Origin of the sequence: Arenimonas soli, from assembly GCF_014643775.1 — a bacterium.
GTDB classification, from domain to species: Bacteria; Pseudomonadota; Gammaproteobacteria; order Xanthomonadales; family Xanthomonadaceae; genus Arenimonas; species Arenimonas soli.
In genome coordinates, this window is the sequence record NZ_BMKC01000001.1 from 1,647,767 (window position 1) to 1,673,002 (window position 25,236).

Annotated in this window: 21 protein-coding genes and 1 pseudogene; 12 read left to right on the forward strand and 10 right to left on the reverse strand. The window is 68.5% G+C overall.

The annotated features are described in order from the left end of the window. The first annotated feature begins 9 nt into the window (after positions 1 to 9). Genes IEX13_RS07920 through IEX13_RS07950 form a run of 7 tightly spaced genes read left to right on the forward strand, consistent with a single transcriptional unit; the run spans position 10 to position 6,635 of the window. Positions 10 to 972, forward strand: coding sequence for an acyl-CoA desaturase (locus tag IEX13_RS07920; protein WP_188662825.1), 963 nt, complete (start codon positions 10 to 12; stop codon positions 970 to 972). Further along, entirely contained in the window at positions 969 to 2,213 is a 1,245-nt protein-coding gene (locus IEX13_RS07925) for an NAD(P)/FAD-dependent oxidoreductase (RefSeq protein ID WP_188662827.1), read from the forward strand. Before IEX13_RS07920 ends, IEX13_RS07925 begins: the two co-directional genes overlap by 4 nt. Next, on the forward strand, positions 2,204 to 2,974 hold the full coding sequence (locus IEX13_RS07930) for a DUF1365 domain-containing protein (protein WP_188662829.1): 771 nt from the start codon (positions 2,204 to 2,206) through the stop codon (positions 2,972 to 2,974). Before IEX13_RS07925 ends, IEX13_RS07930 begins: the two co-directional genes overlap by 10 nt. Continuing rightward, a complete protein-coding gene (locus IEX13_RS07935) occupies positions 2,975 to 4,252 on the forward strand; it encodes an SAM-dependent methyltransferase (protein ID WP_188662832.1) in 1,278 nt (425 codons plus the stop codon). It begins immediately after the preceding gene. Position 4,253: 1 nt separating this feature from the next. Then, positions 4,254 to 4,805, forward strand: a complete 552-nt coding sequence (locus IEX13_RS07940; protein ID WP_188662834.1) for a DUF2878 domain-containing protein — start codon at positions 4,254 to 4,256, stop codon at positions 4,803 to 4,805. Next, positions 4,802 to 5,599 carry a DUF1295 domain-containing protein gene (locus IEX13_RS07945; protein ID WP_188662836.1) on the forward strand — a complete coding sequence of 266 codons (798 nt, stop codon included), beginning with the start codon at positions 4,802 to 4,804 and terminating at the stop codon, positions 5,597 to 5,599. The genes IEX13_RS07940 and IEX13_RS07945 overlap by 4 nt, the downstream gene beginning before the upstream one ends. Positions 5,600 to 5,603: 4 nt before the next feature. Continuing rightward, positions 5,604 to 6,635, forward strand: coding sequence for an SAM-dependent methyltransferase (locus IEX13_RS07950; protein WP_188662838.1), 1,032 nt, complete (start codon positions 5,604 to 5,606; stop codon positions 6,633 to 6,635). Between the two features lie 7 nt (positions 6,636 to 6,642). Here the strand turns inward: IEX13_RS07950 and IEX13_RS07955 are convergent, their stop codons facing one another. The 3 genes from IEX13_RS07955 to IEX13_RS07965 form a co-directional block, all read right to left on the reverse strand. After that, entirely contained in the window at positions 6,643 to 7,131 is a 489-nt protein-coding gene (locus IEX13_RS07955) for a hypothetical protein (RefSeq protein WP_188663088.1), read from the reverse strand. A 142-nt stretch (positions 7,132 to 7,273) separates the two neighbouring features. Continuing rightward, on the reverse strand, positions 7,274 to 8,344 hold the full coding sequence (locus IEX13_RS07960; RefSeq protein WP_188662839.1) for an OmpA family protein: 1,071 nt from the start codon (positions 8,342 to 8,344) through the stop codon (positions 7,274 to 7,276). Between the two features lie 149 nt (positions 8,345 to 8,493). Then, on the reverse strand, positions 8,494 to 9,942 hold the full coding sequence (locus tag IEX13_RS07965) for a bifunctional 2-methylcitrate dehydratase/aconitate hydratase (protein WP_188662841.1): 1,449 nt from the start codon (positions 9,940 to 9,942) through the stop codon (positions 8,494 to 8,496). Between the two features lie 151 nt (positions 9,943 to 10,093). Here IEX13_RS07965 and IEX13_RS07970 point away from each other — a divergent pair, with 151 nt between their 5' ends. Together IEX13_RS07970 and IEX13_RS07975 are read left to right on the forward strand one after the other, a co-directional pair. Further along, complete coding sequence (locus IEX13_RS07970; RefSeq protein ID WP_188662843.1) at positions 10,094 to 12,121, forward strand: NADPH-dependent 2,4-dienoyl-CoA reductase; 2,028 nt, start codon at positions 10,094 to 10,096, stop codon at positions 12,119 to 12,121. Positions 12,122 to 12,430: 309 nt separating this feature from the next. Further along, positions 12,431 to 12,877, forward strand: a pseudogene (locus IEX13_RS07975) (cell wall hydrolase); the annotation flags it as partial. Between the two features lie 145 nt (positions 12,878 to 13,022). Here IEX13_RS07975 and prpC read toward each other — a convergent pair. The 6 genes from prpC to IEX13_RS08005 form a co-directional block, all read right to left on the reverse strand. Beyond that, the gene (prpC, locus tag IEX13_RS07980; RefSeq protein ID WP_188662848.1) at positions 13,023 to 14,171 is read right to left on the reverse strand and encodes a bifunctional 2-methylcitrate synthase/citrate synthase; all 1,149 of its coding nucleotides are present in this window, start codon (positions 14,169 to 14,171) and stop codon (positions 13,023 to 13,025) included. 14 nt (positions 14,172 to 14,185) lie between these two features. Continuing rightward, on the reverse strand, positions 14,186 to 15,067 hold the full coding sequence (gene prpB, locus IEX13_RS07985) for a methylisocitrate lyase (RefSeq protein ID WP_425489058.1): 882 nt from the start codon (positions 15,065 to 15,067) through the stop codon (positions 14,186 to 14,188). Further along, positions 15,067 to 16,302 carry a hypothetical protein gene (locus IEX13_RS07990; protein ID WP_188662851.1) on the reverse strand — a complete coding sequence of 412 codons (1,236 nt, stop codon included), beginning with the start codon at positions 16,300 to 16,302 and terminating at the stop codon, positions 15,067 to 15,069. Before IEX13_RS07990 ends, prpB begins: the two co-directional genes overlap by 1 nt. A 103-nt stretch (positions 16,303 to 16,405) precedes the next feature. Beyond that, positions 16,406 to 17,392 (reverse strand): malate dehydrogenase, encoded by a 987-nt coding sequence (locus IEX13_RS07995; protein WP_188662853.1) that lies wholly within the window; start codon positions 17,390 to 17,392, stop codon positions 16,406 to 16,408. Positions 17,393 to 17,401: 9 nt separating this feature from the next. Further along, positions 17,402 to 18,601: an aminotransferase class I/II-fold pyridoxal phosphate-dependent enzyme gene (locus IEX13_RS08000; RefSeq protein WP_188662855.1), complete on the reverse strand. Its 1,200-nt coding sequence runs from the start codon at positions 18,599 to 18,601 to the stop codon at positions 17,402 to 17,404. Between the two features lie 99 nt (positions 18,602 to 18,700). Then, positions 18,701 to 19,207 carry a peptidylprolyl isomerase gene (locus IEX13_RS08005; protein WP_188662857.1) on the reverse strand — a complete coding sequence of 169 codons (507 nt, stop codon included), beginning with the start codon at positions 19,205 to 19,207 and terminating at the stop codon, positions 18,701 to 18,703. A 162-nt stretch (positions 19,208 to 19,369) separates the two neighbouring features. Between IEX13_RS08005 and typA the strand changes: the two genes are divergently transcribed. The 3 genes from typA to IEX13_RS08020 all read left to right on the forward strand — a co-directional run bounded on the left by typA (position 19,370) and on the right by IEX13_RS08020 (position 23,739). Next, positions 19,370 to 21,211, forward strand: a complete 1,842-nt coding sequence (gene typA / locus IEX13_RS08010; RefSeq protein ID WP_188662859.1) for a translational GTPase TypA — start codon at positions 19,370 to 19,372, stop codon at positions 21,209 to 21,211. 216 nt (positions 21,212 to 21,427) lie between these two features. Continuing rightward, entirely contained in the window at positions 21,428 to 22,108 is a 681-nt protein-coding gene (locus IEX13_RS08015; RefSeq protein WP_188662861.1) for an outer membrane beta-barrel protein, read from the forward strand. A gap of 47 nt (positions 22,109 to 22,155) precedes the next feature. Further along, positions 22,156 to 23,739, forward strand: a complete 1,584-nt coding sequence (locus IEX13_RS08020) for an amidase (protein ID WP_188662863.1) — start codon at positions 22,156 to 22,158, stop codon at positions 23,737 to 23,739. A 15-nt stretch (positions 23,740 to 23,754) separates the two neighbouring features. On the opposite strand, the gene IEX13_RS08025 is transcribed toward IEX13_RS08020, so the two are convergent. Beyond that, positions 23,755 to 25,149 (reverse strand): class II 3-deoxy-7-phosphoheptulonate synthase, encoded by a 1,395-nt coding sequence (locus IEX13_RS08025; protein WP_188662865.1) that lies wholly within the window; start codon positions 25,147 to 25,149, stop codon positions 23,755 to 23,757. Positions 25,150 to 25,236: the final 87 nt, after the last annotated feature.

Below are 25,236 nucleotides of genomic sequence, written 5' to 3' on the forward strand. Positions count from 1 at the left end.
CATTCGCCCATGCCTGATACCGCTACCGATCCCATTCGCGCCCCGGCCTGGCGCCGCGCCCTGCGTGCCCTGACCCTGTGGTTCGACACCGGCGCCGCGCCGGCCGACGACGGCCGCGACCCCGACCGCATCGACTGGCTGCGGGTGCTGCCCTTCGTCGGCCTGCACCTGGCCTGCCTGGGCGTGCTGTGGGTGGGTTTTTCCTGGTTCGCGCTGTGGACGGCGCTGGTGCTGTATGCGCTTCGCATGTTCGCGATCACCGGCTTTTACCACCGCTATTTTTCCCACAAGGCCTTCCGTACTTCGCGGCCGGTGCAGTTTTTCTTCGCCCTGGTCGGCGCGGCGTCGGTGCAGCGCGGGCCGCTGTGGTGGGCGGCGCACCACCGGCACCACCACCGCCACGCCGACACCGAACACGACGTGCACTCGCCGCGGCACGGCTTCCTGCACAGCCACATGGGCTGGTTCCTGACCCGGCGTTCGTTCGGCACCGACCTCGAGGCCGTGCGCGACCTTGCCCGGTTCCCGGAGCTTCGCCTGCTCGACCGCTTCGACGTCCTGGTGCCGGTGTTGCTGGCGACCGGACTGTTCGGCCTGGGCAGCTGGCTTGAAGCCGCGCATCCGGGCCTGGGCACCAATGGTCCGCAGCTGCTGGTCTGGGGCTTTTTCGTCTCGACCGTGGTGCTGTTCCACGTCACCGTCACCATCAATTCGCTGGCGCACCGCTGGGGCAGCCGGCGCTTCGCCACCCGCGACGACAGCCGCAACAACGCCCTGCTGGCCCTGCTGACCTTCGGCGAAGGCTGGCACAACAACCACCACCATTTCCCAGGCTCGGCCCGCCAGGGTTTCGCCTGGTGGGAACTGGACCTGACCTACCTGGGCCTGCGGTTCCTGGCCGCGCTGGGCCTGGTGAGCGACCTGCGGCCGGTGCCGCCGGCGCTGCGCGGCGTACGCCGGGAGGCCGCATGAAGATCGCGGTGGTGGGCAGCGGCATCGCCGGCCTGGGCGCCGCCTGGCTGCTTTCGCGCCAGCACGAGGTCGTATTGTTCGAGCGCGAGTCGCGGCTCGGTGGCCACACCCACACCCACCAGGTCGAACAAGGCGGCCGCGCCTACCGCGTGGACAGCGGCTTCATCGTCTTCAACCCCGGCAACTACCCGCTGCTGACGAAACTCTTCGACGAGCTGGCCGTTCCCAGCCAGTCCACCACCATGAGCTTCTCGGTGCACGACGCCGGCAATGGCCTGGAATACAACGCCACCGACCTCGACGGCCTGTTCTGCCAGCGCCGCAACCTGGTCTCGCCGCGGTTCTGGCGCATGGTGCGCGAGATCACGCGCTTCTACCGCGAAGCGCCGGCGCTGCTGGCCGAACCGGGCTCGGGCCCGACGCTGGGCGGCTACCTGCGCGAAGGTGGTTATTCCGAGCTGTTCGTGCGCGACCACCTGGTGCCGATGGCATCGGCGCTGTGGTCCTCGCCGTCGGAGACCATCCTGGACTTCCCGGCCAAGTACCTGGTGCGGTTCATGGACAACCACCACATGCTGCAGGTCCGGGACCGGCCGCAGTGGCGGGTGGTCTGCGGGGGCTCGTCGCGTTATATCGAAGCCATGCAGGCGAAGTGGAACGTGCAGCTGCGCCTGTCGAGCCCGGTGCGCCAGGTACGTCGCGACGCCAGCGGCGTCGAGGTCGCGACCGACCGCGGCGCCGAGCGTTTCGACCAGGTCGTGCTTGCCTGCCACAGCGACCAGGCCCTGGCGCTGCTGGCCGACCCGAGCCAGGCCGAACGCGAGGTCCTGGGCGCCATCCCCTACCAGGTCAATGAAACCGTGCTGCATACCGACGCCAGCCTGCTGCCGCGCCAGCGCAAGGCATGGGCCGCCTGGAATGCCTACGTGCCCCGGACGCCGGGCGCGCCGTGCACCGTCAGCTACTGCATGAACCACCTGCAGTCGCTCGACAGCCCCGAACCCTTCGTCGTCACGCTCGGCCGCGGCCAGGTGATCGACCCCGGCAAGGTCTTGGCGCGCATGCAATACCAGCATCCGGTCTACACCCATGCCAGCGTCGCCGCCCAGGGCCGTCGCGACGAGATCAACGGCAGCAACCGCACCTGGTTCGCCGGCGCCTATTGGGGCTTCGGCTTCCACGAGGACGGCCTGCGCAGCGGCGTCGAGGTCGCCCGGTCGCTGGGCGTGTCATGGGCCTGAAGTCCGCCATCTACGAAGGCTGGGTGCGGCATCGCCGGCACGCGCCGGTCGGGCACGCCTTCCGCTACCGGATGTTCCAGCTCTACCTGGACCTGGCCGAGCTCGACCAGGTCTTCGCCGGCCGCTGGCTGTGGTCCGTGGACCGCCCGAACCTGGCCCAGCTGCGCCGCCGCGACTACTTCGGCGACCCGGCCCTGCCCCTGGACTCCGCCGTGCGCGACCATGTGCAGGCGGCCCGCGGCCGGCGGCCGACCGGACCGATCCGGCTGCTCACGCACGCCCGCTACTTCGGCAAGACCATGAACCCGGTGAGCTTCTATTACGGGTTCGAGGACGATGGCGAAACGCTGGCCTGGGTGCTGGCCGAAATCACCAATACGCCCTGGAACCAGCGCCACGCCTACCTGCTCGACGTGGCCGACGCCCACGACCGTGGCGGCGTGCTGCACTGGGACTTCGACAAGGCCTTCCATGTCTCGCCGTTCATGCCGATGCAGCGGCGCTATCGCTGGGCGATCCAGCCGCCGGGCGAGGCCCTGCGCGTGCACATGGACGTGATGCTGGGCGACGAGCGCGAGTTCGACGCCACCCTGGTGCTCGAGCGCCGCCCGCTGAACGGGAACACGCTGGCTTCATGCCTGGCGCGGTATCCCTTGCTTACCGCGAAGGTGGGCGCGGCGATCTACTGGCAGGCCGCGCGCCTGTGGTTCAAGCGCACGCCCTTCCATCCGCACCCCGACACCCAGCCCCGGAGTCCCTGAATGAGTTCAACCGCCGACAGCCTGGCCAGCCCCGCCCAAAACGCGGAACGCTACGGCGCGCTTGACCGCCTGCTCCGCCAGCGCCTGCTGGCAACGCTCGGTGGCCTGGCCGGCGGCCGGGTCGAGCTGGTGGATGCGCTGGGTACGGTCCGACTGGGCCAGCCCGGGGGGCTGGAGGTCCGCATCGAGGTGCTGGACCCGGGTTTCTACCGCGCTGCCGCCGCCCAGGGCTCGGTGGGCGTGGGCGAGGCCTACATGGACGGGCTGTGGCGCTGCGACGACCTGGTGGCGCTGGTGCGGCTGCTGGTGGTCAACCGCGACCGACTCGACGCCATGGAAACCGGCCTGGCACGCTTCGGTGGCTGGCTGCTGCGCGGCTGGCACGCCCTGCGCCGCAACACCCGCGCCGGCAGCCGCCGCAACATCGCCGCGCACTACGACCTCGGCAATGACCTGTTCAAGCTGTTCCTGGACGAGTCGATGATGTACTCGTCGGCGATCTTCGCCGATGAAGACGAAACCCTTGAAGTCGCCCAGTGGCGCAAGCTCGAGCGCATCTGCCGCAAGCTCGACCTGCAGCCCGGCGACCACCTGGTCGAGATCGGCACCGGCTGGGGCGGGCTGGCCGTGCACGCGGCCTCGCGCTTCGGCTGCCGGGTCACCACCACCACCATTTCGAAAGAGCAGCACGCCCTGGCGACCGAACGCGTGGCCGCCGCCGGCCTGTCGGACCGGGTGACGGTGCTGCTCGAGGACTACCGCGACCTGCAGGGCGAGTACGACAAGCTGGTGTCGATCGAGATGGTCGAGGCCATCGGCCACCAGTACCTGTACACCTACCTGGCCAAGTGCGCGTCCCTGCTCAAGCCCGAGGGCCTGGCCCTGGTCCAGGCGATCACCATCGAAGACCACCGCTACCAGCAGGCCCTGGACTCGGTGGACTTCATCAAGCGCTTCATCTTTCCCGGCAGCTTCATCCCCTGCGTCAGCGCGCTCACCGGCGCCGCGGCGCGCGCCAGCGACCTGCGCCTGGTCAACCTGGAGGACATCGGACCGAGCTATGCGCTGACCCTGCGCCACTGGCGCCGGCGCTTCCTAGACCGGCTCGACGAGGTCCGCCGCCAGGGCTACGACGAACGTTTCATCCGCATGTGGGAGTTCTACCTGTGTTACTGCGAGGGCGGCTTCCTGGAGCGCTCGATCGGCGACGTGCACCTGCTGCTGGCGCGCCCGGGCAACCGGCGTCCGCAATACCTGCCCGCACCCGAGGTGGCCTGACGTGAAACCGGCCTGGCTCGTCCTTGGCAACGTCGTCGGCTTCCAGGCGGTCTGGCTGGCCAGCGTCGCCGGTGCCGGCGCCGGCCTGCCCTGGGCGGGTCCGCTGGCCGCCGTGGTCTTCGCCGCGGCCATGCTGGCCTGGGGAGGCCGCGTGCGCGACGACCTGCGCCTGCTCGCCGTGGCCCTGCCGCTGGGCATCGCGCTCGACAGCGCCTTCGCCGCCTCCGGCTGGCTGGTGTACGCGGAGGCCTGGCCCTGGTCGGGCGTGGCGCCGGCATGGATCGCCTCGCTGTGGGTGGGCTTCGCACTCACGCTCAATCATTCGATGGCGCGGCTGCGGCAGTGGCCGCTGGCGGCGGCCGCGCTGGGCCTGGTCGGCGGCCCCCTGGCCTACTGGACCGCCGCGGGAGCGTTCGAAGCGGTCAGCTTCGGTGCCCCGGTGGCCTGGGTGCTGGCCGCGCTGGCGCTGGGCTGGGCGGCGGTGCTGCCGCTGCTGTTCGCCATCGACAACCACCTGGCGGCCAGCGCGGCCATAAAACGGGCGCCGGCATGATCGATCCCTGGCTGAGCATCGGCATTGTCTGGCTGGGCTCGGCGCTGGCGATGGCCGCGCTGTGGGCGTTTTCGATGCGCGTGCGCAACGTCGGCTACGTGGACGTGGGCTGGGCCGGGCTGATGGCGGTGGCGGCGCTGTTCATCGGCGTGGTCGGCGAAGGCTCGCCGATGAGCCGCGGCCTGGTCGCGATGTTCGGCAGCGTCTGGGGCGCGCGTCTTTGCCTGCACCTGCTGCACCGGGTGCTCAACGAAGAAGAGGACGGCCGCTATCGCGCCCTGCGTGCTGCCTGGGACGGCAGCCCGGCGAAGTTCTTCGGCTTCTTCCAGATGCAGGCCGTGGTGGTGGCCCTGTTCGCCCTGCCCTTCATGGCGGCCGCCGACAATGGCGCCTACCACCTGAGCGGCTGGACGGTGCTGGCGATCGCGGTGTGGCTGGGTGCGATGGTCGGGGAATCGGTTGCCGACCGCCAGCTGGCGAAATTCCGCGCCGACGATGCCAACGCCGGCAAGACCTGCCGCGCCGGCCTCTGGGGCTGGTCGCGCCACCCCAACTACTTCTTCGAATGGCTGCACTGGTTCGCCTACGTCTTCCTGGCGGTCGGCGGCGGCCTGTTCTGGCTTAGCCTGGTCGGACCGGTGCTGATGTTCGCCTTCCTCTACCGTGTCAGCGGTATTCCCTGGACCGAGGCGCAGGCCGAACGCAGCCGCGGCGAGGACTACCGCCGCTACCAGCGCGAGGTCAGCGCGTTCTTCCCCTGGCCGCCGCGCAAGCCTTCCCCTTCCCCGGAGTAACCGGATGTCCCTGATCGACCTATGCGAGCGCGGGCTGGTGCCCGACGCGCTGACCCGCCTCGGCATCCGCCGCCTCTGCGCCCAGCGCCTGCGCGAGGAAGGCGCACACGACCTGGCCCGCGCCGACGCGCGCTTTCGCGAGCTGCTCGACGAACTGCGCCGCAGCCCCATCGCGATCCAGACCGCCGCCGCCAACGAGCAGCACTACGAAGTCCCGGCCCGCTTCTTCGAGCTGTGCCTGGGCAAACGCCTGAAATACTCCAGCGCCTATTATCCGACCGGCCGGGAAAGCCTGGACGAGGCCGAAGAGGCGATGCTGGCCCTGTACGGTGAGCGCGCCGAACTGGCCGACGGCCAGCGGATCCTGGAACTGGGCTGCGGCTGGGGGTCGCTGACCCTGTGGATGGCCGCCCGCTACCCGAAAGCGCGCATCACCGGCGTGTCGAACTCCAACAGCCAGCGCGAGCACATCCTTGCGCAGGCGGCGGCGCGCGGACTGGACAACGTCGAGATCCTCACCCGCGACGTGGTGCAGCTGGACCTGCCGGAGGAAAGCTACGACCGCGTGGTTTCAATCGAGATGTTCGAGCACATGCGCAACTACCGGCACCTGCTGGCGAACATCGCCCGCTGGCTCAGGCCGGGCGGCAAGCTGTTCGTGCACATCTTCGCGCACCGGCACCTGATGTACCCCTTCCTCACGGAAGGCGACGACAACTGGATGGGCAGGTACTTCTTCACCGGCGGGCTGATGCCGTCGGCGGACACGCTGCTGCACTTCCAGCAGGACCTGGCCATCGAGGATCGCTGGCTGCTGCCGGGCACGCACTACCAGCGCACGGCCGACCACTGGCTGGAGAACCAGGACCGCAACCAGGCTCAAGTCCTGGAGGTGCTGGCCGGCGCCTACGGGATTGAAAACGCCGAGCGCTGGTCACAGCGCTGGCGCATGTTCTGGATGGCCTGCGCCGAGCTGTTCGGCTACGAGGAAGGGCGGCAGTGGCTGGTGGCGCACTACCGCTTCCGGAAGGCCTGACGGCCGCTTAGTCGTCGCGCGCCGGCGGCGTGGGACGGGTGTCGGGCGCCGGCGTCACCGGATTTGCGGCCGAGGTGCCCTGGGTGGCGGAACGGTGGCCGCTGGGGGTGCCGGGGGCACCGGTGGCGACACGAATGCCCTTGGCCTGCATCCAGGCGTCGAACTCGTCGGCGGTCATGCGCTTGCCGTTCTGGTTCATGTCGAACCGGTAGGGCGAATTGTCGTGCGCGGTCTTTGGCACGTAGGCCGGTTCGGCCGGCGGCGCAACGGCCGTGGTGTCCACGCACGGCAGGGTGGCCGGAAGGTCCTGGCCCGATGCCGGCACCTGCGCGTCCGCGCTGGCGCCGGTGGTCGCGGCTGGCGTCGCCGGCGCCGCGGGAACGCATGCCGGCTCGATGGCCACGGCCGGATCGACCGGTTCGACGGGCGGCGCGGGCTCGACGGCCACGGCAATCATCGGGACGGACAACATCAGCGAAAACAGCGTGCGTTTCATACTTCACCGTGGGGGCGTGCGGGACTGCGCTGAGCTTAGGCTTCGCGACCGGCATGCGCAACGCAGTTTGCTGAACGGCAGCCCACAAAAAGCGAAGCCCGGCACGAGGCCGGGCTTCGGGTGACACCGTGGAACCGATGGATCAGTTCTGCACGTTCAGCTCGGTGCGGCGGTTGCGCGCACGGCCTTCAGCGGTGTCGTTGGTGTCGATCGGGCGGCTCTCGCCGTAACCGTTCGGACCCGACATCCGGTCAGCGCCGATACCGGCGTTGGTCAGGTAGTCGTAAACGGTCTTGGCGCGACGCTCCGACAGGCCCTGGTTGTACTGCTCGGTGCCGACGGAGTCGGTGTGACCGGCAACTTCAACCTTCAGCTGCGGGTACTTCTGCAGGATGGCGATGGCCTCGTCGAGGATCGCGACCGCGTCGGGACGCAGGGTCGACTTGTCGAAGTCGAAGTTCACGCCCTTGAGGTCGATCGTCAGCGGAACCGGGCAACCGTCCGGACCAATGGCCTGGCCGGCAACCGAACCCGGGCACTTGTCGTCGCAGTTGTTGACGCCGTCGCCGTCGTCGTCCAGGTCGGCACAGGTGGTCTGGGCCACCGGCGCTTCCGGAACAACCGGGGCGGGCAGGTTACCGAGCTTCACCAGCAGGGTCATGGAGGCCAGGATGTCGCCAAACGAGTTGGAGTCCGGGGCCACGACCGAGGTGTCGTCGAAGGAAACGCGGGTGCCCAGCTCGCCACGGACCGCGTAACGGTCGTAGTCAGCCTGCAGGCCCACGCCCAGGTTGGCGGCGAGGAAGGAATCCTCACGCTGGCCCGGCGAGTTCGGGTTCGGGAAGTTGTCGAACTCTTCCTCGGCGCGCTGGTAGCCGATACCCATGCGGATGTAGGGCCACCAGTTGCTGCCTTCGCGCAGGAAGTGGTAGCGCGAATCAACCGACAGACCGTACTGGCTGAACAGCAGTTCCGAGCTGCGGAGCTGCGGGTTCTGGTAGTTGGCCTCGACGTCGAGCGACCAGTTCGGGGTCAGGAACTTGCCGATGCCGAGGGTGCCGAAGGCAACGTCTTCGGTATTGCGGTCATCGTCCTGGAAATTGAAACCGAGGCCACCGGAGACATACCAGCGATTGTCGAAGTCCTGGGCCATCGCGGACGTCGCAGTTGCCATGGCGCCCAGGAGGGCACAGCACAGGAGTTTCTTCTTCATGATTTGCTCCATCTTCTACTTTAGGGATACAGCTCGAACGGTGCGGACCAGGGGGGTCGGTGCATTGCCGCTTGAGTGGGACAGACCTTAACGACCGGAATGTTAACGGGAATCTAACAAAGGGTCCGACGCATGGCAAGGGGAGTTTTTCAAGGAGTGAAAAGGTCCATGAAGCGGTGGATCGGGGTGGCCTCGAAACGGGAGGTGTCCCCGGTCAGCTCCAGCAGCTGCTGGACGCGCTTGGCCGGCAGCTGGCCCGCCATGGCGGCCTCGAACTTGGCCAGCAGGGCCGGAATACCCTCCCCCCGGCGGTCGCGATGGCCCAGCGGGGTATTGATGGAAACCTTGCCCGTCGAGGTCCCGTCCTTGAAATAAACCTCAACTGAATTGCCGATGTAACGCTTGTCGGGATCGAAGTAATCCCGGGTGAAATCCGGGTTTTCCCGCACTTCCATCTTCTCGCGCAGGGCGTCGATCCGCGGGTCGGCGGCGACGGCGTCGGAATAATCGTCGGCGGTGAGGCGGCCAAAGACCAGGGGCACCGCCACCATGTACTGCAGGCAGTGGTCCCGGTCGGCGTAGTTGTCCAGCGGGCCGGTCTTGTCGATGATCCGCAGGCCCGCCTCCTGGGTCTCGATGGCGATGCGCTCGACCTGGTCGAGCTTGCCGGCGACCTTGGGGTGCAGCTGCAGGGCGCATTCGACCGCGGTCTGGGCGTGGAACTCGGCCGGGAAGCTGATCTTGAACAGGATGTTTTCCATCACGTAGCTGCCGAACGGCCGCTCGAACTCGAACTCCTTGCCCTGGAAGGCGGCATCCGCGAAGCCCCAGGTCCTGGCGCTGACCACGCTGGGATAGCCCACGCAGCCCTTCATCGCGTTCAGTGCGTGGGTGACGGCCCGGCGGCAGGCGTCGCCTGCGGCCCAGCTCTTGCGCGGGCCGGTGTTGGGGGCGTGCCGGTACGCGCGCAGGGCACCGCCATCGGCCCAGCTGTGGCTGACCGCGTTGATGATCTCTTCCTTGCCGCCGCCCATCATGTGGGTGGCGATGGCGGTCGAGGCCAGGCGGACCAGGATCACGTGGTCCAGGCCGACCCGGTTGAAGCTGTTCTTGAGCGCGTAGCAGCCCTGGATTTCGTGCGCCTTGATCGCCCAGGTGAGGATGTCGCGCACCGTGACGGGCTTGCGGTTCTCGCGCTCGGCCTTGCGGCTCAGGTAGTCACCCACCGCCAGGATGGCGCCCAGGTTGTCCGAAGGATGCCCCCACTCGGCGGCCAGCCAGGTGTCGTTGAAGTCCAGCCAGCGCACCTGCACGCCGATGTTGTACGCCGCCTGCGCCGGGTCGAGTTCGTGGTGGGTGCCCGGGACCCGTGCGCCGCCCGGCAGCGACCCGCCCGGGACCAGCGGCCCCAGGTGCTTGACGCACTCCGGGTGGCGCATGGCCAGCATCGCGCAGGCCAGGGAGTCGAACAGCATGTAACGCGCCGTGGTGTAGGCCTCCGACGAGCCGATGTAGTAGTCGGTGACGTAGTTGGCGATGTCGACCATCGACGGGTCGGGTTCGGGGCGCTTGGCGGAACGGAGGTCTGGGTTGCTCATGGGCGGGCGGTCCGTGCGTGCGTGGGCGAAAGCTATGGTGCCAGAAGCATGAACGCATGTCGGGGCCCTGCGCGGCCGCGCCATACGCCGGTGTCTTGTCCGGGCCCGCCGTTCCGGGCAAGGTGCCCGGAGTCATCCCACGCCGTCCACCATGTCCAGCCAGCCCTACCCCAGCCTCTTCCAGCCCCTCGACCTGGGCTTTTGCACCCTGCCCAACCGCATCCTGATGGGGTCGATGCACACCGGCCTGGAGGACCACGCGCGCGACTTCCCGAAGCTGGCGGCGTATTTCCGCGAACGTGCGGAAGGCGGCGTCGGGCTGATGGTCACCGGCGGCATCTCGCCCAACCTGGTCGGCTGGCTCAAACCCTTCGCCGGGAAGCTCAGCTGGCCCTGGGAAATCCACAAGCACCGCATCGTCACCAAGGCGGTGCACGAGGCCGGCGGCCGCATCTGCCTGCAGATCCTGCATGCGGGGCGCTACGCCGCACATCCCCTGCTGGTGTCGGCTTCCAAGGTGAAGGCGCCGATCAGCCCGCTGACCCCGCGCGCGCTCACCGCCTGGGGCGTCGAGCGCCAGATCAAGGCCTTCGTCACCACCGCGAAGCTCGCGCGCGAAGCCGGCTACGACGGCGTCGAGGTGATGGGTTCCGAGGGCTACCTGATCAACCAGTTCCTCAGCGCCCGCACCAACCGGCGCAGGGACGCCTGGGGCGGCAGCCCCGAAAACCGCATGCGCTTCGCAGTCGAGATCGTGCGCCGCATCCGCGAGGCCGTGGGTCCGGACTTCATCCTCATCTATCGCCTGTCCATGCTCGAACTGGTGGAGAACGGTTCGGGCTGGGACGAGATCGTGATGCAGGCCAAGGCCATCGAGGCCGCCGGCGCCACGATCATCAACACCGGCATCGGCTGGCACGAGGCGCGGGTGCCGACCATCGCCACCTCGGTGCCGCGCGCGGCCTTCGCCGGCGTCACCGCCAAGCTCAAGCCCCACGTGGGACTGCCGCTGGTCGCCACCAACCGCATCAATATGCCCGACGAGGCCGAAGCCATCCTCGCCGGGGGCCAGGCCGACATGGTGTCCATGGCGCGGCCGCTGCTGGCCGACCCGGCCTGGGCCCGCAAGGCCCGCGAAGGCCGCCGGGACGAAATCAACACCTGCATCGCCTGCAACCAGGCCTGCCTCGACCACGTGTTCGTGGGCAAGAAGGCCAGCTGCCTGGTCAATCCGCGCGCCTGCGCGGAAACCGAGCTCAACTACGTGCCCACTCCGGCCCCGAAGCGGGTGGCGGTGGTTGGTGCCGGCCCTGCCGGCCTGGCCTGCGCCAGCGTGGCCGCCGGCCGTGGCCACCTGGTGACCCTGTTTGATTCGGCGACCGAGATCGGCGGCCAGTTCAACCTGGCCAAGAAGATCCCGGGCAAGGAAGAGTTCCACGAAACCCTGCGCTACTTCGGCCGCCAGCTGGCCCTGACCGGCGTGGACCTGCGCCTGGGCCAGCGGGTGGACGCCGCCGGCCTGGCGGCGGGCGGTTTCGACGAGATCGTGCTGGCCACCGGCATCCTGCCGCGCAAGGTCAGCTTCCCCGGCGCCGACCATCCCAAGGTGCTGTCCTACCTGGACGTGCTGCAGGGCCGGGTCGTGCCCGGCCGCCGGGTGGCCATCATCGGCGCCGGCGGCATCGGCTACGACGTGGCCGAATACCTGGTGCACGAAGGCCCCTCGCCCAGCCTCGACCCGGCGCTGTGGATGGCCGAGTGGGGCGTGGCGCCCGACTTCGAGGGTCCCGGCGGCCTGGCCAAGCCACGGCCGGAGGCGCCCGCCCGCGAGCTCTGGCTGCTCCAGCGCAGTCCTGGCAAGCCCGGCGCCCGCTTGGGCAAGACCACCGGCTGGATCCACCGGGCCGCGCTCAAGGCCAAGGGCGTACAGGCCCTTGGCGGCGTCGAGTACCTGGGCGTGGACGAGACGGGCCTGAAGGTCCGGGTGGACGGCCAGGAACGGCTGCTGGACGTCGACCACGTGGTCGTCTGCGCCGGCCAGGAACCGCTGCGGGAGCTGGTCGAAGGGCTCCGGGGCGCCGGCCTGGCCCCCCACCTGATCGGCGGTGCCGACGTCGCCGCCGAGCTTGATGCCAAGCGGGCAATCGAGCAGGGAAGCCGCCTCGCCGCCGCGCTCTGAGCAATTACTCCAATAAGAATCAAAGGCTTGGCTCCTGCCGTTCAGGCAAGGTTCCGGACTTTCCCGTAGTATGCGCGGCTGGAATCGACCCCGGCCCCGGGCCGTGTCGATAAATCGGCCCCGGAGCGCATGGCTCCCAGGGGATTCCGGCGGGTCGCTCACCTGACGCCAGCGACCCCGGAGTGCGAGCCCCGCTCGTCCATCCCCAAAACGCCAGGCCGCACCTCAACCCCCAATCCGTTGGTCCCTAGCGGGAGCCGCCTTCTGGCGGTCGGGAAAGTGCGGCGCAACGGAGCAAGGAGTTCCGCCATGAAGCTGTCTTTCGTCCTTTGGCTGGCATCGATACTGCCCCAGCCCGCCGCCGACCCGCTCTGCCTGGCGACCACCGTCTACCTGGAGGCCCGCGACCAGTCGGCCCTGGGCCAGCGTGCCGTCGCCGAGGTGGCCCTGCGCCGCCGCGATTCGGGCCAGTGGGGCGAGTCGGTCTGCGAGGTGGTCACCGCCCGCAAGCAGTTCGCCCCGACCATCGTGAACCCCGGCCTGCGCATGAAGAACATCAAGGCCTGGGAACGGGCCGTGCAGGTCGCCTTCCAGGCCCAGGCCGACTGGCGGCTGCCGCCGGGCGAGCGCAAGGAAGTCGTTCCGGGCGCCAGCCATTTCGCGGCCCTGGCCCTGGCCAACCCGAACTGGGCGACCTACCCGCAGGTGGCCACCATCGGCGACCACACCTTCTTCCGGGTCCAGCGCCTGACCCCGCCCAAGCCCGCGCCGGTGCCGACCCTCAGCGTCGCCGCCCTGCCCGCCGCGACCCAGCGCATGGCGCCCTGACCGGACCCGGTGCCGGAACGCAAAAAAGGCCGCGCATCGCAGCGCGGCCTTTTCTTTTGCGCGGCGCCCGGGATCAGCGCTTGTCGATGGCGACGAAGTCGCGGTCCTCGGGACCGGTGTAGTTGGCGCTGGGACGGATGATCTTGCCGTCGATGCGCTGTTCGATGACGTGCGCCGACCAGCCGCTTGTGCGGGCGATGACGAACAGCGGGGTGAACATCGGCGTCGGCACGCCCATCATGTGGTAGGCCGAGGCGCTGTACCAGTCAAGGTTGGGGAACATCTTCTTCATGTCCATCATCAGCGTCTCGATGCGCTCGGAGACGTCGAACAGCACCTGGTTGCCGCCTTCCTTGCACAGCTTGCGGCTGATGTCCTTGATGATCGGGTTGCGCGGGTCGCCGACGGTGTAGACCGGATGGCCGAAGCCGATGACGATTTCCTTGCGCTCGACCCGGGCCCGGATGTCGGCCTCGGCTTCGTCGGCGCTGGAATACCGCGCGATGATGTCCATGGCCACTTCGTTGGCGCCGCCGTGCTTGGGGCCGCGCAGCGCGCCGATGGCGCCGGTGAGGCAGCTGAACATGTCGCTGCCGGTGCCGGCGATCACGCGGGCGGTGAAGGTGGAAGCATTGAACTCATGTTCGGCATAGAGCACCAGCGACTTGTCCAGCGCATCGGCATGCGAAGCGCTCGGCGGCTCGCCGTGCAGCAGGTGCAGGAAATGGCCGGCGATGGTGTCGTCGTCGGTTTCGACGTCGATGCGGCGGCCGTTGCGGGTGAAGTGCCACCAGTACAGCAGCATCGAACCAAAGCTGGCCATCAGCCGGTCGGCGATGTCGCGGGCTTCGGCCACCGGGTGGCCCTCGCGCTCGGGCAGCACGGTGCCCAGCACCGAACAGCCCGTGCGCATCACGTCCATCGGATGCGCATTGGCCGGCACCAGTTCCAGCGCGTCGGTGACGATGGCCGGCAGGCCGCGCAGGCGCTTGAGCTTGGTCTTGTAGGCGGCCAGCTGGCTGGCGGTGGGCAGCGCGCCGTGCACCAGCAGGTGGGCGACTTCCTCGAAGCCGGCCTTGGTGGCCAGGTCCTTGATGTCGTAGCCGCGGTAGTGCAGGTCGTTGCCGCTGCGGCCGACGGTGCACAGGGCGGTGTTGCCGGCCGGCGTGCCGCTCAGGGCCACCGACTTCTTCGGCTTGGGCAGGGTGTTGTTGTCGCTCATGCGGGGCTCCTTGCTCAGTCTTTTTGCTGCGAGAACAGTTCATCGAGCTTGTCTTCGTAGGCGTGGTAGCCCAGGAAGTCGTAGAGCTCGTCGCGGGTCTGCAGGGTGTGGACGATGTTCTTCTGGGTGCCTTCGCTGCGCACCGTCTGGTAGAAGTTCAGTGCCGCCTTGTTCATGGCGCGGTAGGCGCCGCAGCAGTACAGCGCGATGTCCACGCCGGCGTCGCGCAGTTCGTCGGTGGTGAAGAACGGGGTGGAGCCGAACTCGGTGAGGTTGGCCAGCACCGGCACCTTCACCGCGGCCTTGACCTTGCGATAGTCGTCGAGCGAACGCATGGCTTCCGGGAAGACCATGTCGGCGCCGGCCTCGACGTAGGCCACGGCGCGCTCGATGGCGGCGTCCAGGCCTTCGACGGCGGCGGCGTCGGTGCGCGCCATGATCACGAAACCGGGATCGGTGCGCGCGTCCACGGCGGTCTTCACGCGGTCGACCATCTCCTGCTTCGACACCACTTCCTTGCCAGGGCGGTGGCCGCAGCGCTTCTGGCCGACCTGGTCCTCCATGTGCACGGCGGCAACGCCGACCCGCTGGAAATTGCGGATGGTCCTAGCGATGTTGAAGGCGCCGCCCCAGCCCGTGTCGATGTCCACCAGCAGCGGCATCCCGGTGGCATCGACGATGCGCCGGGCATCGGTGAGCACGTCTTCCATGGTGCTGATGCCCAGGTCCGGCATGCCCAGCGAATTCGCGGCGACGCCGCCACCCGACAGGTACAGGGCCTTGTAGCCGGTGCGCTTGGCCATAAGGCCGGCATAGGCGGTGATGGTGCCCATCACCTGCAGCGGCGACTCTTCCTGGACGGCCGCGCGGAAGCGCGCGCCAGCGGTTTCTTGCATCATCGGGTGGGCTCCGGAGGGATGTACGGGGTGACCCCGCATTCTACCGCGCCGGGGCTCGGGCGTCGGGATGCGGCAGCCAATGCAAACGCCGAGAACAGCGGCGCCAGCAGGTACATGCCAAGGAAATACCGCCCCTGGATCTCGAACACCAGGTGCACGGCCCAGAACGACAGCACCCAGGCCACGGGCACCAGGGCCGCGAAACGATGACCGCGGCGCCAGGCCAACAGCGCACCGGCCGCGACCCCCAACAGCAGCAGGAACGTGACCACGCCATAGAGGCTGCGTTCGGCGTCGATGGCCCGCTGGTAGCGGGCTTCCTGCACCATCCTGGACGGCGACGCCGCCACGCGCGACTTGACCGACGGCGCTTCGAGCAGCCAGTACAGCGAGAACGCCGGCGGCCGCAGGACCTGCGGCAGCTTGCACCAGATCACCGCGCGCCAGTGGATGGGCGGCTGCGCGGCCAGGCGGTCGCGGATGGCAAGCGGCAAGGACTTGTCCTTGTCCTCGCGTGCGGCGCGCGCCGCTTCTGGCGACCAGTAGCCGCAGTTTTCGGTGCGCGAAACAAGCAGGCCCGCATACAGGGTAACGGCCGAACTGGTGCGCAGTGCCTCGCTGCGGCCACTCAGCCCGCGCAGCCCGTTGTCGAGCGCGTAGCCGAGCAGCGAGCCGACCAGCAGCACACCCACGAGGGCCGGCGCCCAGGGTTCTTGCCGGCGACGCAGCCAGGCAGGCAGGGCAAGCACGATCACCAGTGTCCAGGCCAGCAGGGCGTACTGGGGCTTCGTGGACACGCCGGCCGCCAACAGCGCGACCGCCGCCAGCTGGAAACGTCGACGACCAGGAGCATCCAGGGATCGCAGCAGGCAGGCCAGGGCCCCGGCCAGGAAGGCCGCGGCAATCATGTCCAACTGCACGATGCCCACGTACGGGGCCAGCAGGAACAGATAGGCGCAGGTCAGGATCGCCCACCCCTGGCGGCGACCCTGGCCCAGCATCCAGGCAATCCAGAGCACCAGCAGGCCGGCGGCGAGGTTCAAGACCAGTGAAGCAAGTACCGGCCCCAGGCCAAGCGCCTTGGGGACCGCCAGGAGCCACAGACCCACGCCACCGCGCTCGTAGGCGGCAGGGTCGCCGGCCGATTCCCAGTAAAGCAGCCAGTCACTGTGCGGCAGGGGCGCCAGGCCCAGGGCCAGCAAGACACCGGTGAGGACAAAAAGCCCGGCCACCACAAGCACGAAGGCCAGCGCGACTGGTCGCGCTGGCCCTCTTGAGGATGGCGGCTGTCCCTTCATGGACACGCAAGCGGAACCTTCACTCCCTGACCGGACCTCAGCCCAGCAGGTGGGCGACGCCCGCGCGCTCTTCCTCGAGCTCGGCCAGGGTCTTGTCCATCATCGAACGCGAGTACTCGTCGATTTCCAGGCCCTGCACGATTTCGTACTTGCCGTCCTTGCAGACCACCGGGAATCCGTAGATGACGTCCTTCGGGATGCCGTAGCTGCCGTCGGAGGGGATGCCCATGGTGGCCCACTTGCCGTTGGTGCCCAGCGACCAGTCACGGATGTGGTCGATGGCGGCGTTGGCGGCCGAGGCGGCCGAGGACAGGCCGCGGGCTTCGATGATCGCGGCGCCGCGCTTGCCGACCTTCGGGATGAAGGTGTCGCGGTTCCAGCTTTCGTCGCCGATCCTGTCCTTGAGCGAACCGCCGGCCACGGTGGCGAAGCGGTAGTCCGGGTACATGGTCGGGCTGTGGTTGCCCCACACGACCAGCTTTTCGATGCCGGCGACGTCGACACCGGCCTTGATGGCCAGCTGCGACAGCGCGCGGTTGTGGTCCAGGCGCAGCATGGCGGTGAAGTTGCCCGGGTTGATGTCCGGCGCCGACTTCATGGCGATGTAGGCGTTGGTGTTGGCCGGGTTGCCGACCACCAGCACCTTGATGTCGCGCGAGGCGACGGCGTTGATGGCCTTGCCCTGCACGGTGAAGATTTCGGCGTTCTTGAGCAGCAGGTCCTTGCGCTCCATGCCCGGGCCGCGCGGCATGGCGCCGACCAGCAGGGCCACGTCGGCGTCCTTGAAGGCGACCATCGGGTCGTCGGTGCCGACCATGCCGGCCAGCAGCGGGAAGGCGCAGTCTTCAAGCTCCATCATCACGCCCTTGAGCGCGGCCTGGGCCTTTTCCATCGGCAGTTCAAGCATCTGCAGGATGACCGGCTGGTCCTTGCCGAGCATTTCGCCCGAAGCGATGCGGAACAGCAGGGAATAGCCGATCTGGCCAGCGGCGCCGGTGACGGCAACACGGACGGGGGTTTTCATGGAGGCTCCTTACGAAAGTTCGGCGAAAAATTCCTGGATCCGCTGCAGGCCCTTGGGCAGCTGCTCGGTCGGACAGGTGTAGCTGATGCGCAGCGCGCGCGGCTCGCCGAAGGCCGAGCCCGGCACGCAGGCCACGCCCTTGGTTTCGAGCAGCACGGAGCAGAAGTCGACGTCATTGGCGATCTTCACGCCCTTGTGCGACTTGCCGAAGGCGCAGCTGATGTCGGGGAACACGTAGAACGCACCCTGGGGCTTGGGGCACAGCACGCCCGGGATCGAGTTCATGGTGTCCACGACCATGTCGCGCTTGGCCTGGAATTCGGCGCGCTTGGCTGTCGGCACGTCCTGCGGACCCGACAGCGCGGCCACGGCGGCGGCGGTGACGACTTCAGGCAGGTTGGTGATGTGGGTGGAGTTGAGCACCGTCACGGCCTTGGCCACCACTTCGGGGCCGGCCATGAAGCCAACGCGCCAGCCGGGCATGCCGTAGGTCTTGGACAGCGAGTCCACGAACACCACGCGCGAGCGAAGCTCGGGACGGGCCTGCACGAAGTTGTGGTAGCCGATGCCGTCGAACACCATGGTGTTGTAGATGTCGTCGGTGATCACCCAGGTGTCCGGATGCCTGGCGATGACGTCGGCCAGCGCCGCGATTTCCTCGCGGGTGTAGACCATGCCGGTCGGGTTGTTCGGGTTGTTGAACAGGAAGACCTTGGGCTTGGTGGCCAGGGCTTCATCGAGCTGCGCCGGGGTGAGCTTGTAGTCCTGGCTGGCCGGGCACGGCAGCTCGAGGATCTTCGCGTCCAGCACCTCGGCGATGTCGGCGTAGGTGGTCCAGTACGGCACGGCGTAGGCGATGGTGTCGCCTTCGTCGAGCAGGGCCTCGGCCAGGTTGTACAGGATGTGCTTGGCGCCGATGCCGGTCGCGCAGTTCAGGCGCGTGTAGCCGCCCAGGCCCAGGCCTTCGAGGTGGTGCAGGAAGGCATCGAGCAGGGCGTCGGAACCGCGGTTGGAGCCGTACTGGCCGCTGTCCTTTTCAAGCGCCTCGCGGGCGGCGGCGTAGACGTGCTCGCCGGGCAGGAAGTTGGGTACGCCGATGGAGAAGCTGACGATGTCGCGGCCTTCGGCCTTGAGCTTCTTCGCCTTTTCGGCGACGGCCATGATGGCACTGGGCTTGGCACGGCCCATGCGCTTGGCAAGCTGGGGCATCACGATCCTCGCGGGGTCTGGGTGGCGGGATGGAAAACCCCGGAAGGATACCACGCAGCCCTTCCGGGACGCCCGTACCGCCACCCTGCCCGGCCCGGGTCAGGCGGCGTCGAGCGCCTTGTTCCACTCGGCCACGCGGTCGGCCTGGGCGGCCAGCAGCGGGGCGGTGTCGCCTTCGATCTTCAGGCTTTCGATCTTGTCGCCGCCGCGCACGGCGTCGACCACGGCCTGGTCGTCGGCACCCAGCACTTCACCGAACACGGTGTGCTTGCCGTCCAGCCAGGGCGTGGCGACGTGGGTGATGAAGAACTGGCTGCCATTGGTGCCCGGCCCGGCGTTGGCCATGGACAGCACGCCCGGCTTGTCGTGGCGCAGTTCGGGACGGCATTCGTCCTCGAAGCGGTAGCCCGGGTTGCCGGTGCCGGTGCCGCGCGGGCAGCCGCCCTGGATCATGAAATCGGGGATGACCCGGTGGAAGCTGAGGCCGTCGTAGAAGCCGCGCTGGGCCAGGTTGACGAAGTTGGCGACGGTCAGCGGCGCCTGGTCGGCGTGCAGCTTGACGCGGATCGGGCCGCGGGAGGTGGTGAAAACGGCGGTCAGGGACATGGAGGGCTCCGGTGCGGGTGGCCGGGCGGGTCCCGGCGGGCCGGCTAGGATGCCACAGGAAGGCGGTGGCCCGGGCGCCTGAACGGGCATTCAGGCAGCGTTTACCGCTATAATCATCGGCTTCCTCAGCCAAGAGCAGCGCGCCACCAGGCGTCCATCCGCATGTCCATCGAAAAGCTCCGCAACATCGCCATCGTCGCCCACGTCGACCATGGCAAGACCACCCTGGTCGACCAGCTGCTCAAGCAGTCCAACACCCTGGGCGAACGCCAGCAGCTCGCCGAGCGCGCGATGGACAGCAACGACATCGAAAAGGAACGTGGCATCACCATCCTTTCGAAGAACACCGCGATCCGCTGGACCGCGCCGGACGGCCAGGAATACCGCATCAACATCGTCGACACCCCGGGCCACGCCGACTTCGGCGGCGAGGTCGAGCGCGTGCTGTCGATGGTGGACTCGGTGCTGATCCTGGTGGACGCGATGGACGGCCCCATGCCGCAGACCCGCTTCGTCACCCAGAAGGCCTTCGCGATGGGCTTCAAGCCGATCGTGGTCATCAACAAGGTCGACCGCCCGGGCGCCCGCCCGGACTGGGTGCTCAACCAGACCTTCGACCTGTTCGACCGCCTGGGCGCCACCGACGAACAGCTCGACTTCACCACCGTCTACGCCTCTGGCCTCAATGGCTACGCCGGCATGGACGAGTCCGTGCGTTCGGGCGACATGACCCCGCTGTTCCAGACCATCGTCGACAAGGTGGCGCCGCCGCCGGTGGACATGGAAGGCCCGTTCCAGATGCGCATCACCTCGCTGGACTACAACAACTACGTCGGCATCATCGGCGTGGGCCGCGTCCAGCGCGGCACCATCCGCACCAACCAGCAGGTCACGGTGGTCGCGCGCGACGGCAAGGTCCGCAATGCCAAGGTGCTGCAGGTGCTGGGCTTCATGGGCCTTGAGCGCCACGAGGTGAAGGAAGCGCGCGCCGGCGACATCATCGCCATTTCCGGCATCGAAGGCCTGGGCATTTCCGACACCGTCTGCGACGTCGGCGCGGCCGAGCAGCTGCCGGTGCTCACCGTCGACGAGCCCACGATTTCCATGACCTTCCAGGTCAACGATTCGCCCTTCGCCGGCAACAAGGACCGCAGCGGCGGCAAGTTCCTGACCTCGCGCCAGCTGCGCGACCGCCTGATGCGCGAAACCCAGCACAACGTCGCGCTGAAGGTCGAGGACACCGCCGACGCCGACAAGTTCAAGGTCAGCGGCCGCGGCGAACTGCACCTGTCCATCCTTATCGAAACCATGCGCCGCGAAGGCTACGAACTGGCCGTGTCGCGCCCCGAGGTGATCATCAAGGACATCGACGGCGTGAAGTCCGAGCCCTTCGAATCGCTGGTCGTGGACCTCGAGGAGCAGTACCAGGGCGGCGTGATGCAGCGCCTGGGCGAGCGCAAGGCGATCCTCCAGAACATGGAGCCGGACGGCAAGGGTCGCGTGCGCATCGACTTCCTGATCCCGGCGCGTGGCCTGATCGGCTTCCAGACCGAGTTCCGCACGATCACCGCCGGCACCGGCCTGCTGTTCCACGTCTTCGACCACTACGCGCCGAAGCAGGAAGGCGAGATCGGCCAGCGCCAGAACGGCGTGCTGATCTCCAACGGCACCGGTCCGTCGCCGGCGTATGCCCAGATCGCCATGCAGGAACGCGGCCGCCTGATGGTCGAGCCGGGCGAGGAAATCTACGAAGGCCAGATCGTCGGCATCCACTCCAAGGACAACGACCTCACGGTCAACGCCCTGCGCGGGAAGCAGCTCACCAACTTCCGCGCCTCGGGCACCGACAAGGACGAAGGCCTGATCCCGCCGGTCAAGTTCTCGCTCGAACAGGCCCTGGAGTTCATCGACGACGACGAACTGGTCGAAATCACCCCGGTGGCGATCCGCCTGCGCAAGAAGCACCGCACCGAGAACGACCGCAAGAAGGCCTCGCGCGGCTGATTTCGCGCCCGCTTGCCGGATACGAAAGCGCCCCGGGATTCCGGGGCGTTTTTTTTGACGCCTCCCGCGCCATTCCGGATGGGCGGGCATTGCCGGCAGCCCTCAACTCACGCCCGAATCACGCCGGGGCGGCGATCCTTGCCGCCACCATCAACCCCTGCTCTGGAGCGCGGTAAGCGTATGTCCACCCTTCACAATCTTTTCACTCGCCACAAGATGATCCCGCTCGCTGCGGCGCTCGCGCTCGGCGCGCCCTTGGCCGCGTCGGCGCAGGATCCCGGCTTCAGTTACCTCGAAGGCGGCTTCATCACCAGCTTCGTCAACGACGTGGAGAACTCCGGGACGATCACGGGCATCGGCCCCACGGCCGAACTCGAAACCGATGCCGGCGGCGGCGGCTTCATCGGCGGCGCGTGGGAATTCGGCGAGAACATGCATGTGTTCGGTGAGTTTTCCTCGGCCAGCCAGGAACTCGAGGTCAGGGACGGCACGAGCAACGTCGAAGGCGAATTCGACGTGACGCGCTGGCGCATCGGTGTCGGCTATGCCTACCCGGTCTCGCCCACGGTCGATCTCTATGGCCGCCTGAGCTACGACAACGCCGAGTTCAAGGACGTCCAGGTCGCTGGCTTCAACCTCGACGCCGACGTCGACGAGAGCGGCATCGGCGGCGAGATCGGCATGACCTGGGCCGCGACGCCCGCGGTCCAGCTCCAGGGCCACCTGCGCTACACCTCGGTCGGCGAGATCGCTCCTTCTGGCTCCGACACCTTCGACGCCGACATCCTGGTCGGCGTGAACGGCCGCTGGTATTTCCGGCCCGACCTCGCCCTGGTCGCCGGCTACGAGTTCGGCAAGATCACCACGGTGAACGTGGGCATGCGCTACTCGTTCTGAGTTTTCGCTTTTGGCTAGACTCCGGGGAACCGTCCCCGGAGCCTGCCATGCGCCCTGCCCTCGCCCTGCCCGTCCTGCTGCTGCTTGCCGCCTGCGACCAGCCAGCCGAAGCACCTGCGGCCCCGGCGGCCGACGTGGCCACGGTGGACGTGGTCGAACTCGACATGGCGGAAGCCAGCCGGCGCATGGCCGAGGGCGAGCTCGATTCTCGGCAGCTGACCCAGGCCTACCTGGACCGCATCGCCGCCATCGACGACGCCGGGCCGCGGCTCAACGCCGTCATTGAACTCGCGCCCGACGCCCTGGCCCAGGCCGAAACCCTCGATGCCGAACGCGCCGCCGGCCAGGTGCGCGGACCGCTGCACGGCATCCCGGTGCTGATCAAGGACAACATCGACGTGGCCGGCCTGGTGAACTCGGCCGGCTCGCTGGCCCTGGCCGAACACCGTCCCGCGGACGACGCCTTCCTGGTGGCCCGCCTGCGCGAAGCCGGCGCCGTCATCCTGGGCAAGACCAACCTCAGCGAATGGGCGAACTTCCGTTCCTCCCGCTCGACCTCGGGCTGGTCCAGCCGCGGCGGCCAGACCCGCAATCCCTATGTGCTCGACCGCAACCCCTGCGGCTCCAGCGCCGGCACCGGCGCGGCCATCGCCGCCAGCCTGGCGACGGTGGGCGTGGGCACGGAAACCGACGGCAGCATCCTGTGCCCTTCGGCGGTCAACGGCCTGGTCGGGCTCAAGCCCACCGTCGGCCTGGTCAGCCGCGACGGCATCATCCCGATCTCGATTTCCCAGGACTCCGCCGGGCCGATGGCGCGCACCGTCGCCGACGCGGCGGCGCTGCTGGTGGTGCTGGCCGCGGCCGACCCCACCGATCCGGCCGCTGCCGGCGCCGAAGGCAGGACCGCTGACTACCTGGCTGGCCTGGACCCGAAGGCCCTGGCCGGCAAGCGCATCGGCGTGCTGCGCCAGGCCATGGGCTACCACCCGGCCGTGGACGCGGCCACGGAGCGCGCCATCGAAGCCCTGCGCGCCGCCGGCGCCGAGGTCGTGGACCCGGTGCAAATCGCCACCTGGCGGCAGTGGGGCGGCGCCGAGTTCGAAGTGCTGCTCTACGAGTTCAAGGACGGCTTGGACACCTACCTGGCCGACAGCGGCGCGCCGGTGGCCACGCTCGCAGCCCTGGTGGCCTGGAACCGCGACAACGCCGACCGGGCCATGCCCTTCTTCGACCAGGAACTGTTCGAACAGGCGCTGGCCAAGGGACCGCTGACCGAACCCGCCTATCTGGAGGCGCGCGCCACGGCCCGCCGGCTTGCGGGGGAAGAAGGCTTGCTGGCGCTGCTGCGCGAAAAGCAGCTCGATGCGGTGGTTGCCCCGACCACCGGCCCGGCCTGGCCGACCGACCCGGTGCTAGGCGACCACTTCACCGGCGCCGGCTATGGCGTGGCAGCGGTCGCGGGCACGCCCAGCATCACCGTCCCGATGGGTGAAGTGCAGGGCCTGCCGCTGGGGCTGAGCTTCATGGGGCCCGCCTGGTCGGAAGCCGAGCTGCTGGCCATGGCCTACGCCTTCGAACAGGCGACCCGGGCGCGCCGCCCGCCGGCGTTCACGCCAACGCTGGCGCCCTGACCGGGGCGCCGGGGCTCAGGCGCTGACCGGCGCCGCCAGGCTGGCCTGCTTGCGCACGATCAGCATGGCGATCTCCAGCGACTGCTCGTAGTTCAGGCGCGGGTCGACGGTCGAACGGTAGGCGCGGGCCAGGTCGGTGTCGGTCAGCTCGCGGGCGCCGCCCGTGCATTCGGTGACGTTTTCGCCGGTCAGCTCCAGATGCACGCCCCCCAGGCGGGTGCCGGCGGCCGCGTGCAGGTCGAAGGCGGACTCGAGCTCGCCGCGGATGTTGTCGAAGCGGCGGGTCTTGTAGCCGTTGCTGGTGCTTTCGGTGTTGCCGTGCATCGGGTCGCAGATCCACAGCACGCGGTGGCCTTCGCGACGCACGGCGTCGAGCAACGGCGGCAGTTTCTGTGCAACCTGGGCCGCACCCATGCGGTGGATCAGCGCCAGGCGGCCCGGTTCGTTCGACGGGTTGAGCACATCCACCAGCCTGAGCAGCTGGTCGGGCGTGACCGACGGACCGATCTTCACCGCCACCGGATTGCGCAGGCCGCGGAAATATTCGACGTGGGCACCGTCGATCGCCGCCGTGCGCATGCCGATCCACGGGAAGTGCGTGGACAGGTTGAACCAACCCCACTGTCGCGGCACCTGCCGCGTAAGCGCCTCTTCGTAGGGCAGCAGCAGGGCTTCGTGCGAGGTGTAGAAGTCGGCGCGGTTGAGGTTGTGCAGGGTGTCGCCGGAAATGGTTTCCATGAAGCGCACGGCGTCGCCGACGGCGGCGACCATGCGTCGGTACTCGTCCGACAGCGGTGAATGGCCGACCCAGCCCAAGTCCCAGTATTCGGGGTGGTGCAGGTCGGCGAAGCCGCCGTCGATGAGCGCGCGCACGAAGTTCATGGTCATCGCCGAGCGGGCGTGGCCCTTCACCATGCGCCGCGGATCCGGCAGGCGCGCCTGCGCGGTGAACTCGGGCTGGTTGATGAAATCGCCGCGGTAGCTGGGCAGCGACACGCCGTCGCGTTCTTCCATGTCGGCCGAACGCGGCTTGGCGTACTGGCCGGCGAAACGACCCACGCGCACCACCGGCAGGCGCAAGCCGTGCACCAGCACCAGGCTCATCTGCAGCAGCACCTTCAGGCGGTTCGAGACCAGGGCCGATTCGCAGTCGGCGAAGGACTCGGCGCAGTCACCGCCCTGCAGCAGGAAGCGCTTGCCCTCCTGGGCCTCGGCCAGCTGCTTCTTGAGCGACAGGATTTCCCAGGAGGTGACCAGTGGCGGCAGGCGGCTGAGTTCACCCACCACCTCGGCCAGCGCGGCTTCGTCCGGGTAATGCGGCTGCTGCGCGGCCGGCCGCGCGCGCCAACCCGCCGGCGTCCAGTCGGACGGGACGGAAACGGTCTGCAGGCTGCGGTCGGGGGCGCTCATCGGTTTTCCAGGGAATCCAGGGGTGGGGAGTGTTGCGAAACATCATGCCACAGGGGTTGCGACGACCCGTGCAGGCCACGCGAACTC

What these genes read in the sequence shown, in the direction of transcription:
- IEX13_RS07950 (WP_188662838.1), top strand. Translation starts at nt 5,604, where the DNA reads ATGTCCCTGATCGACCTATGCGAGCGCGGGCTGGTGCCCGACGCGCTG.
- IEX13_RS07930 (WP_188662829.1), top strand. Translation starts at nt 2,204, where the DNA reads ATGGGCCTGAAGTCCGCCATCTACGAAGGCTGGGTGCGGCATCGCCGG.
- IEX13_RS07935 (WP_188662832.1), top strand. Translation starts at nt 2,975, where the DNA reads ATGAGTTCAACCGCCGACAGCCTGGCCAGCCCCGCCCAAAACGCGGAA.
- IEX13_RS07920 (WP_188662825.1), top strand. Translation starts at nt 10, where the DNA reads ATGCCTGATACCGCTACCGATCCCATTCGCGCCCCGGCCTGGCGCCGC.
- IEX13_RS08005 (WP_188662857.1), bottom strand. Translation starts at nt 19,207, where the DNA reads ATGTCCCTGACCGCCGTTTTCACCACCTCCCGCGGCCCGATCCGCGTC.
- IEX13_RS07945 (WP_188662836.1), top strand. Translation starts at nt 4,802, where the DNA reads ATGATCGATCCCTGGCTGAGCATCGGCATTGTCTGGCTGGGCTCGGCG.
- prpB (WP_425489058.1), bottom strand. Translation starts at nt 15,067, where the DNA reads ATGCAAGAAACCGCTGGCGCGCGCTTCCGCGCGGCCGTCCAGGAAGAG.
- IEX13_RS07970 (WP_188662843.1), top strand. Translation starts at nt 10,094, where the DNA reads ATGTCCAGCCAGCCCTACCCCAGCCTCTTCCAGCCCCTCGACCTGGGC.
- IEX13_RS07925 (WP_188662827.1), top strand. Translation starts at nt 969, where the DNA reads ATGAAGATCGCGGTGGTGGGCAGCGGCATCGCCGGCCTGGGCGCCGCC.
- IEX13_RS08025 (WP_188662865.1), bottom strand. Translation starts at nt 25,149, where the DNA reads ATGAGCGCCCCCGACCGCAGCCTGCAGACCGTTTCCGTCCCGTCCGAC.
- IEX13_RS07995 (WP_188662853.1), bottom strand. Translation starts at nt 17,392, where the DNA reads ATGAAAACCCCCGTCCGTGTTGCCGTCACCGGCGCCGCTGGCCAGATC.
- typA (WP_188662859.1), top strand. Translation starts at nt 19,370, where the DNA reads ATGTCCATCGAAAAGCTCCGCAACATCGCCATCGTCGCCCACGTCGAC.
- IEX13_RS07960 (WP_188662839.1), bottom strand. Translation starts at nt 8,344, where the DNA reads ATGAAGAAGAAACTCCTGTGCTGTGCCCTCCTGGGCGCCATGGCAACT.
- IEX13_RS08015 (WP_188662861.1), top strand. Translation starts at nt 21,428, where the DNA reads ATGATCCCGCTCGCTGCGGCGCTCGCGCTCGGCGCGCCCTTGGCCGCG.
- prpC (WP_188662848.1), bottom strand. Translation starts at nt 14,171, where the DNA reads ATGAGCGACAACAACACCCTGCCCAAGCCGAAGAAGTCGGTGGCCCTG.
- IEX13_RS08020 (WP_188662863.1), top strand. Translation starts at nt 22,156, where the DNA reads ATGCGCCCTGCCCTCGCCCTGCCCGTCCTGCTGCTGCTTGCCGCCTGC.
- IEX13_RS07955 (WP_188663088.1), bottom strand. Translation starts at nt 7,131, where the DNA reads ATGAAACGCACGCTGTTTTCGCTGATGTTGTCCGTCCCGATGATTGCC.
- IEX13_RS08000 (WP_188662855.1), bottom strand. Translation starts at nt 18,601, where the DNA reads ATGCCCCAGCTTGCCAAGCGCATGGGCCGTGCCAAGCCCAGTGCCATC.
- IEX13_RS07965 (WP_188662841.1), bottom strand. Translation starts at nt 9,942, where the DNA reads ATGAGCAACCCAGACCTCCGTTCCGCCAAGCGCCCCGAACCCGACCCG.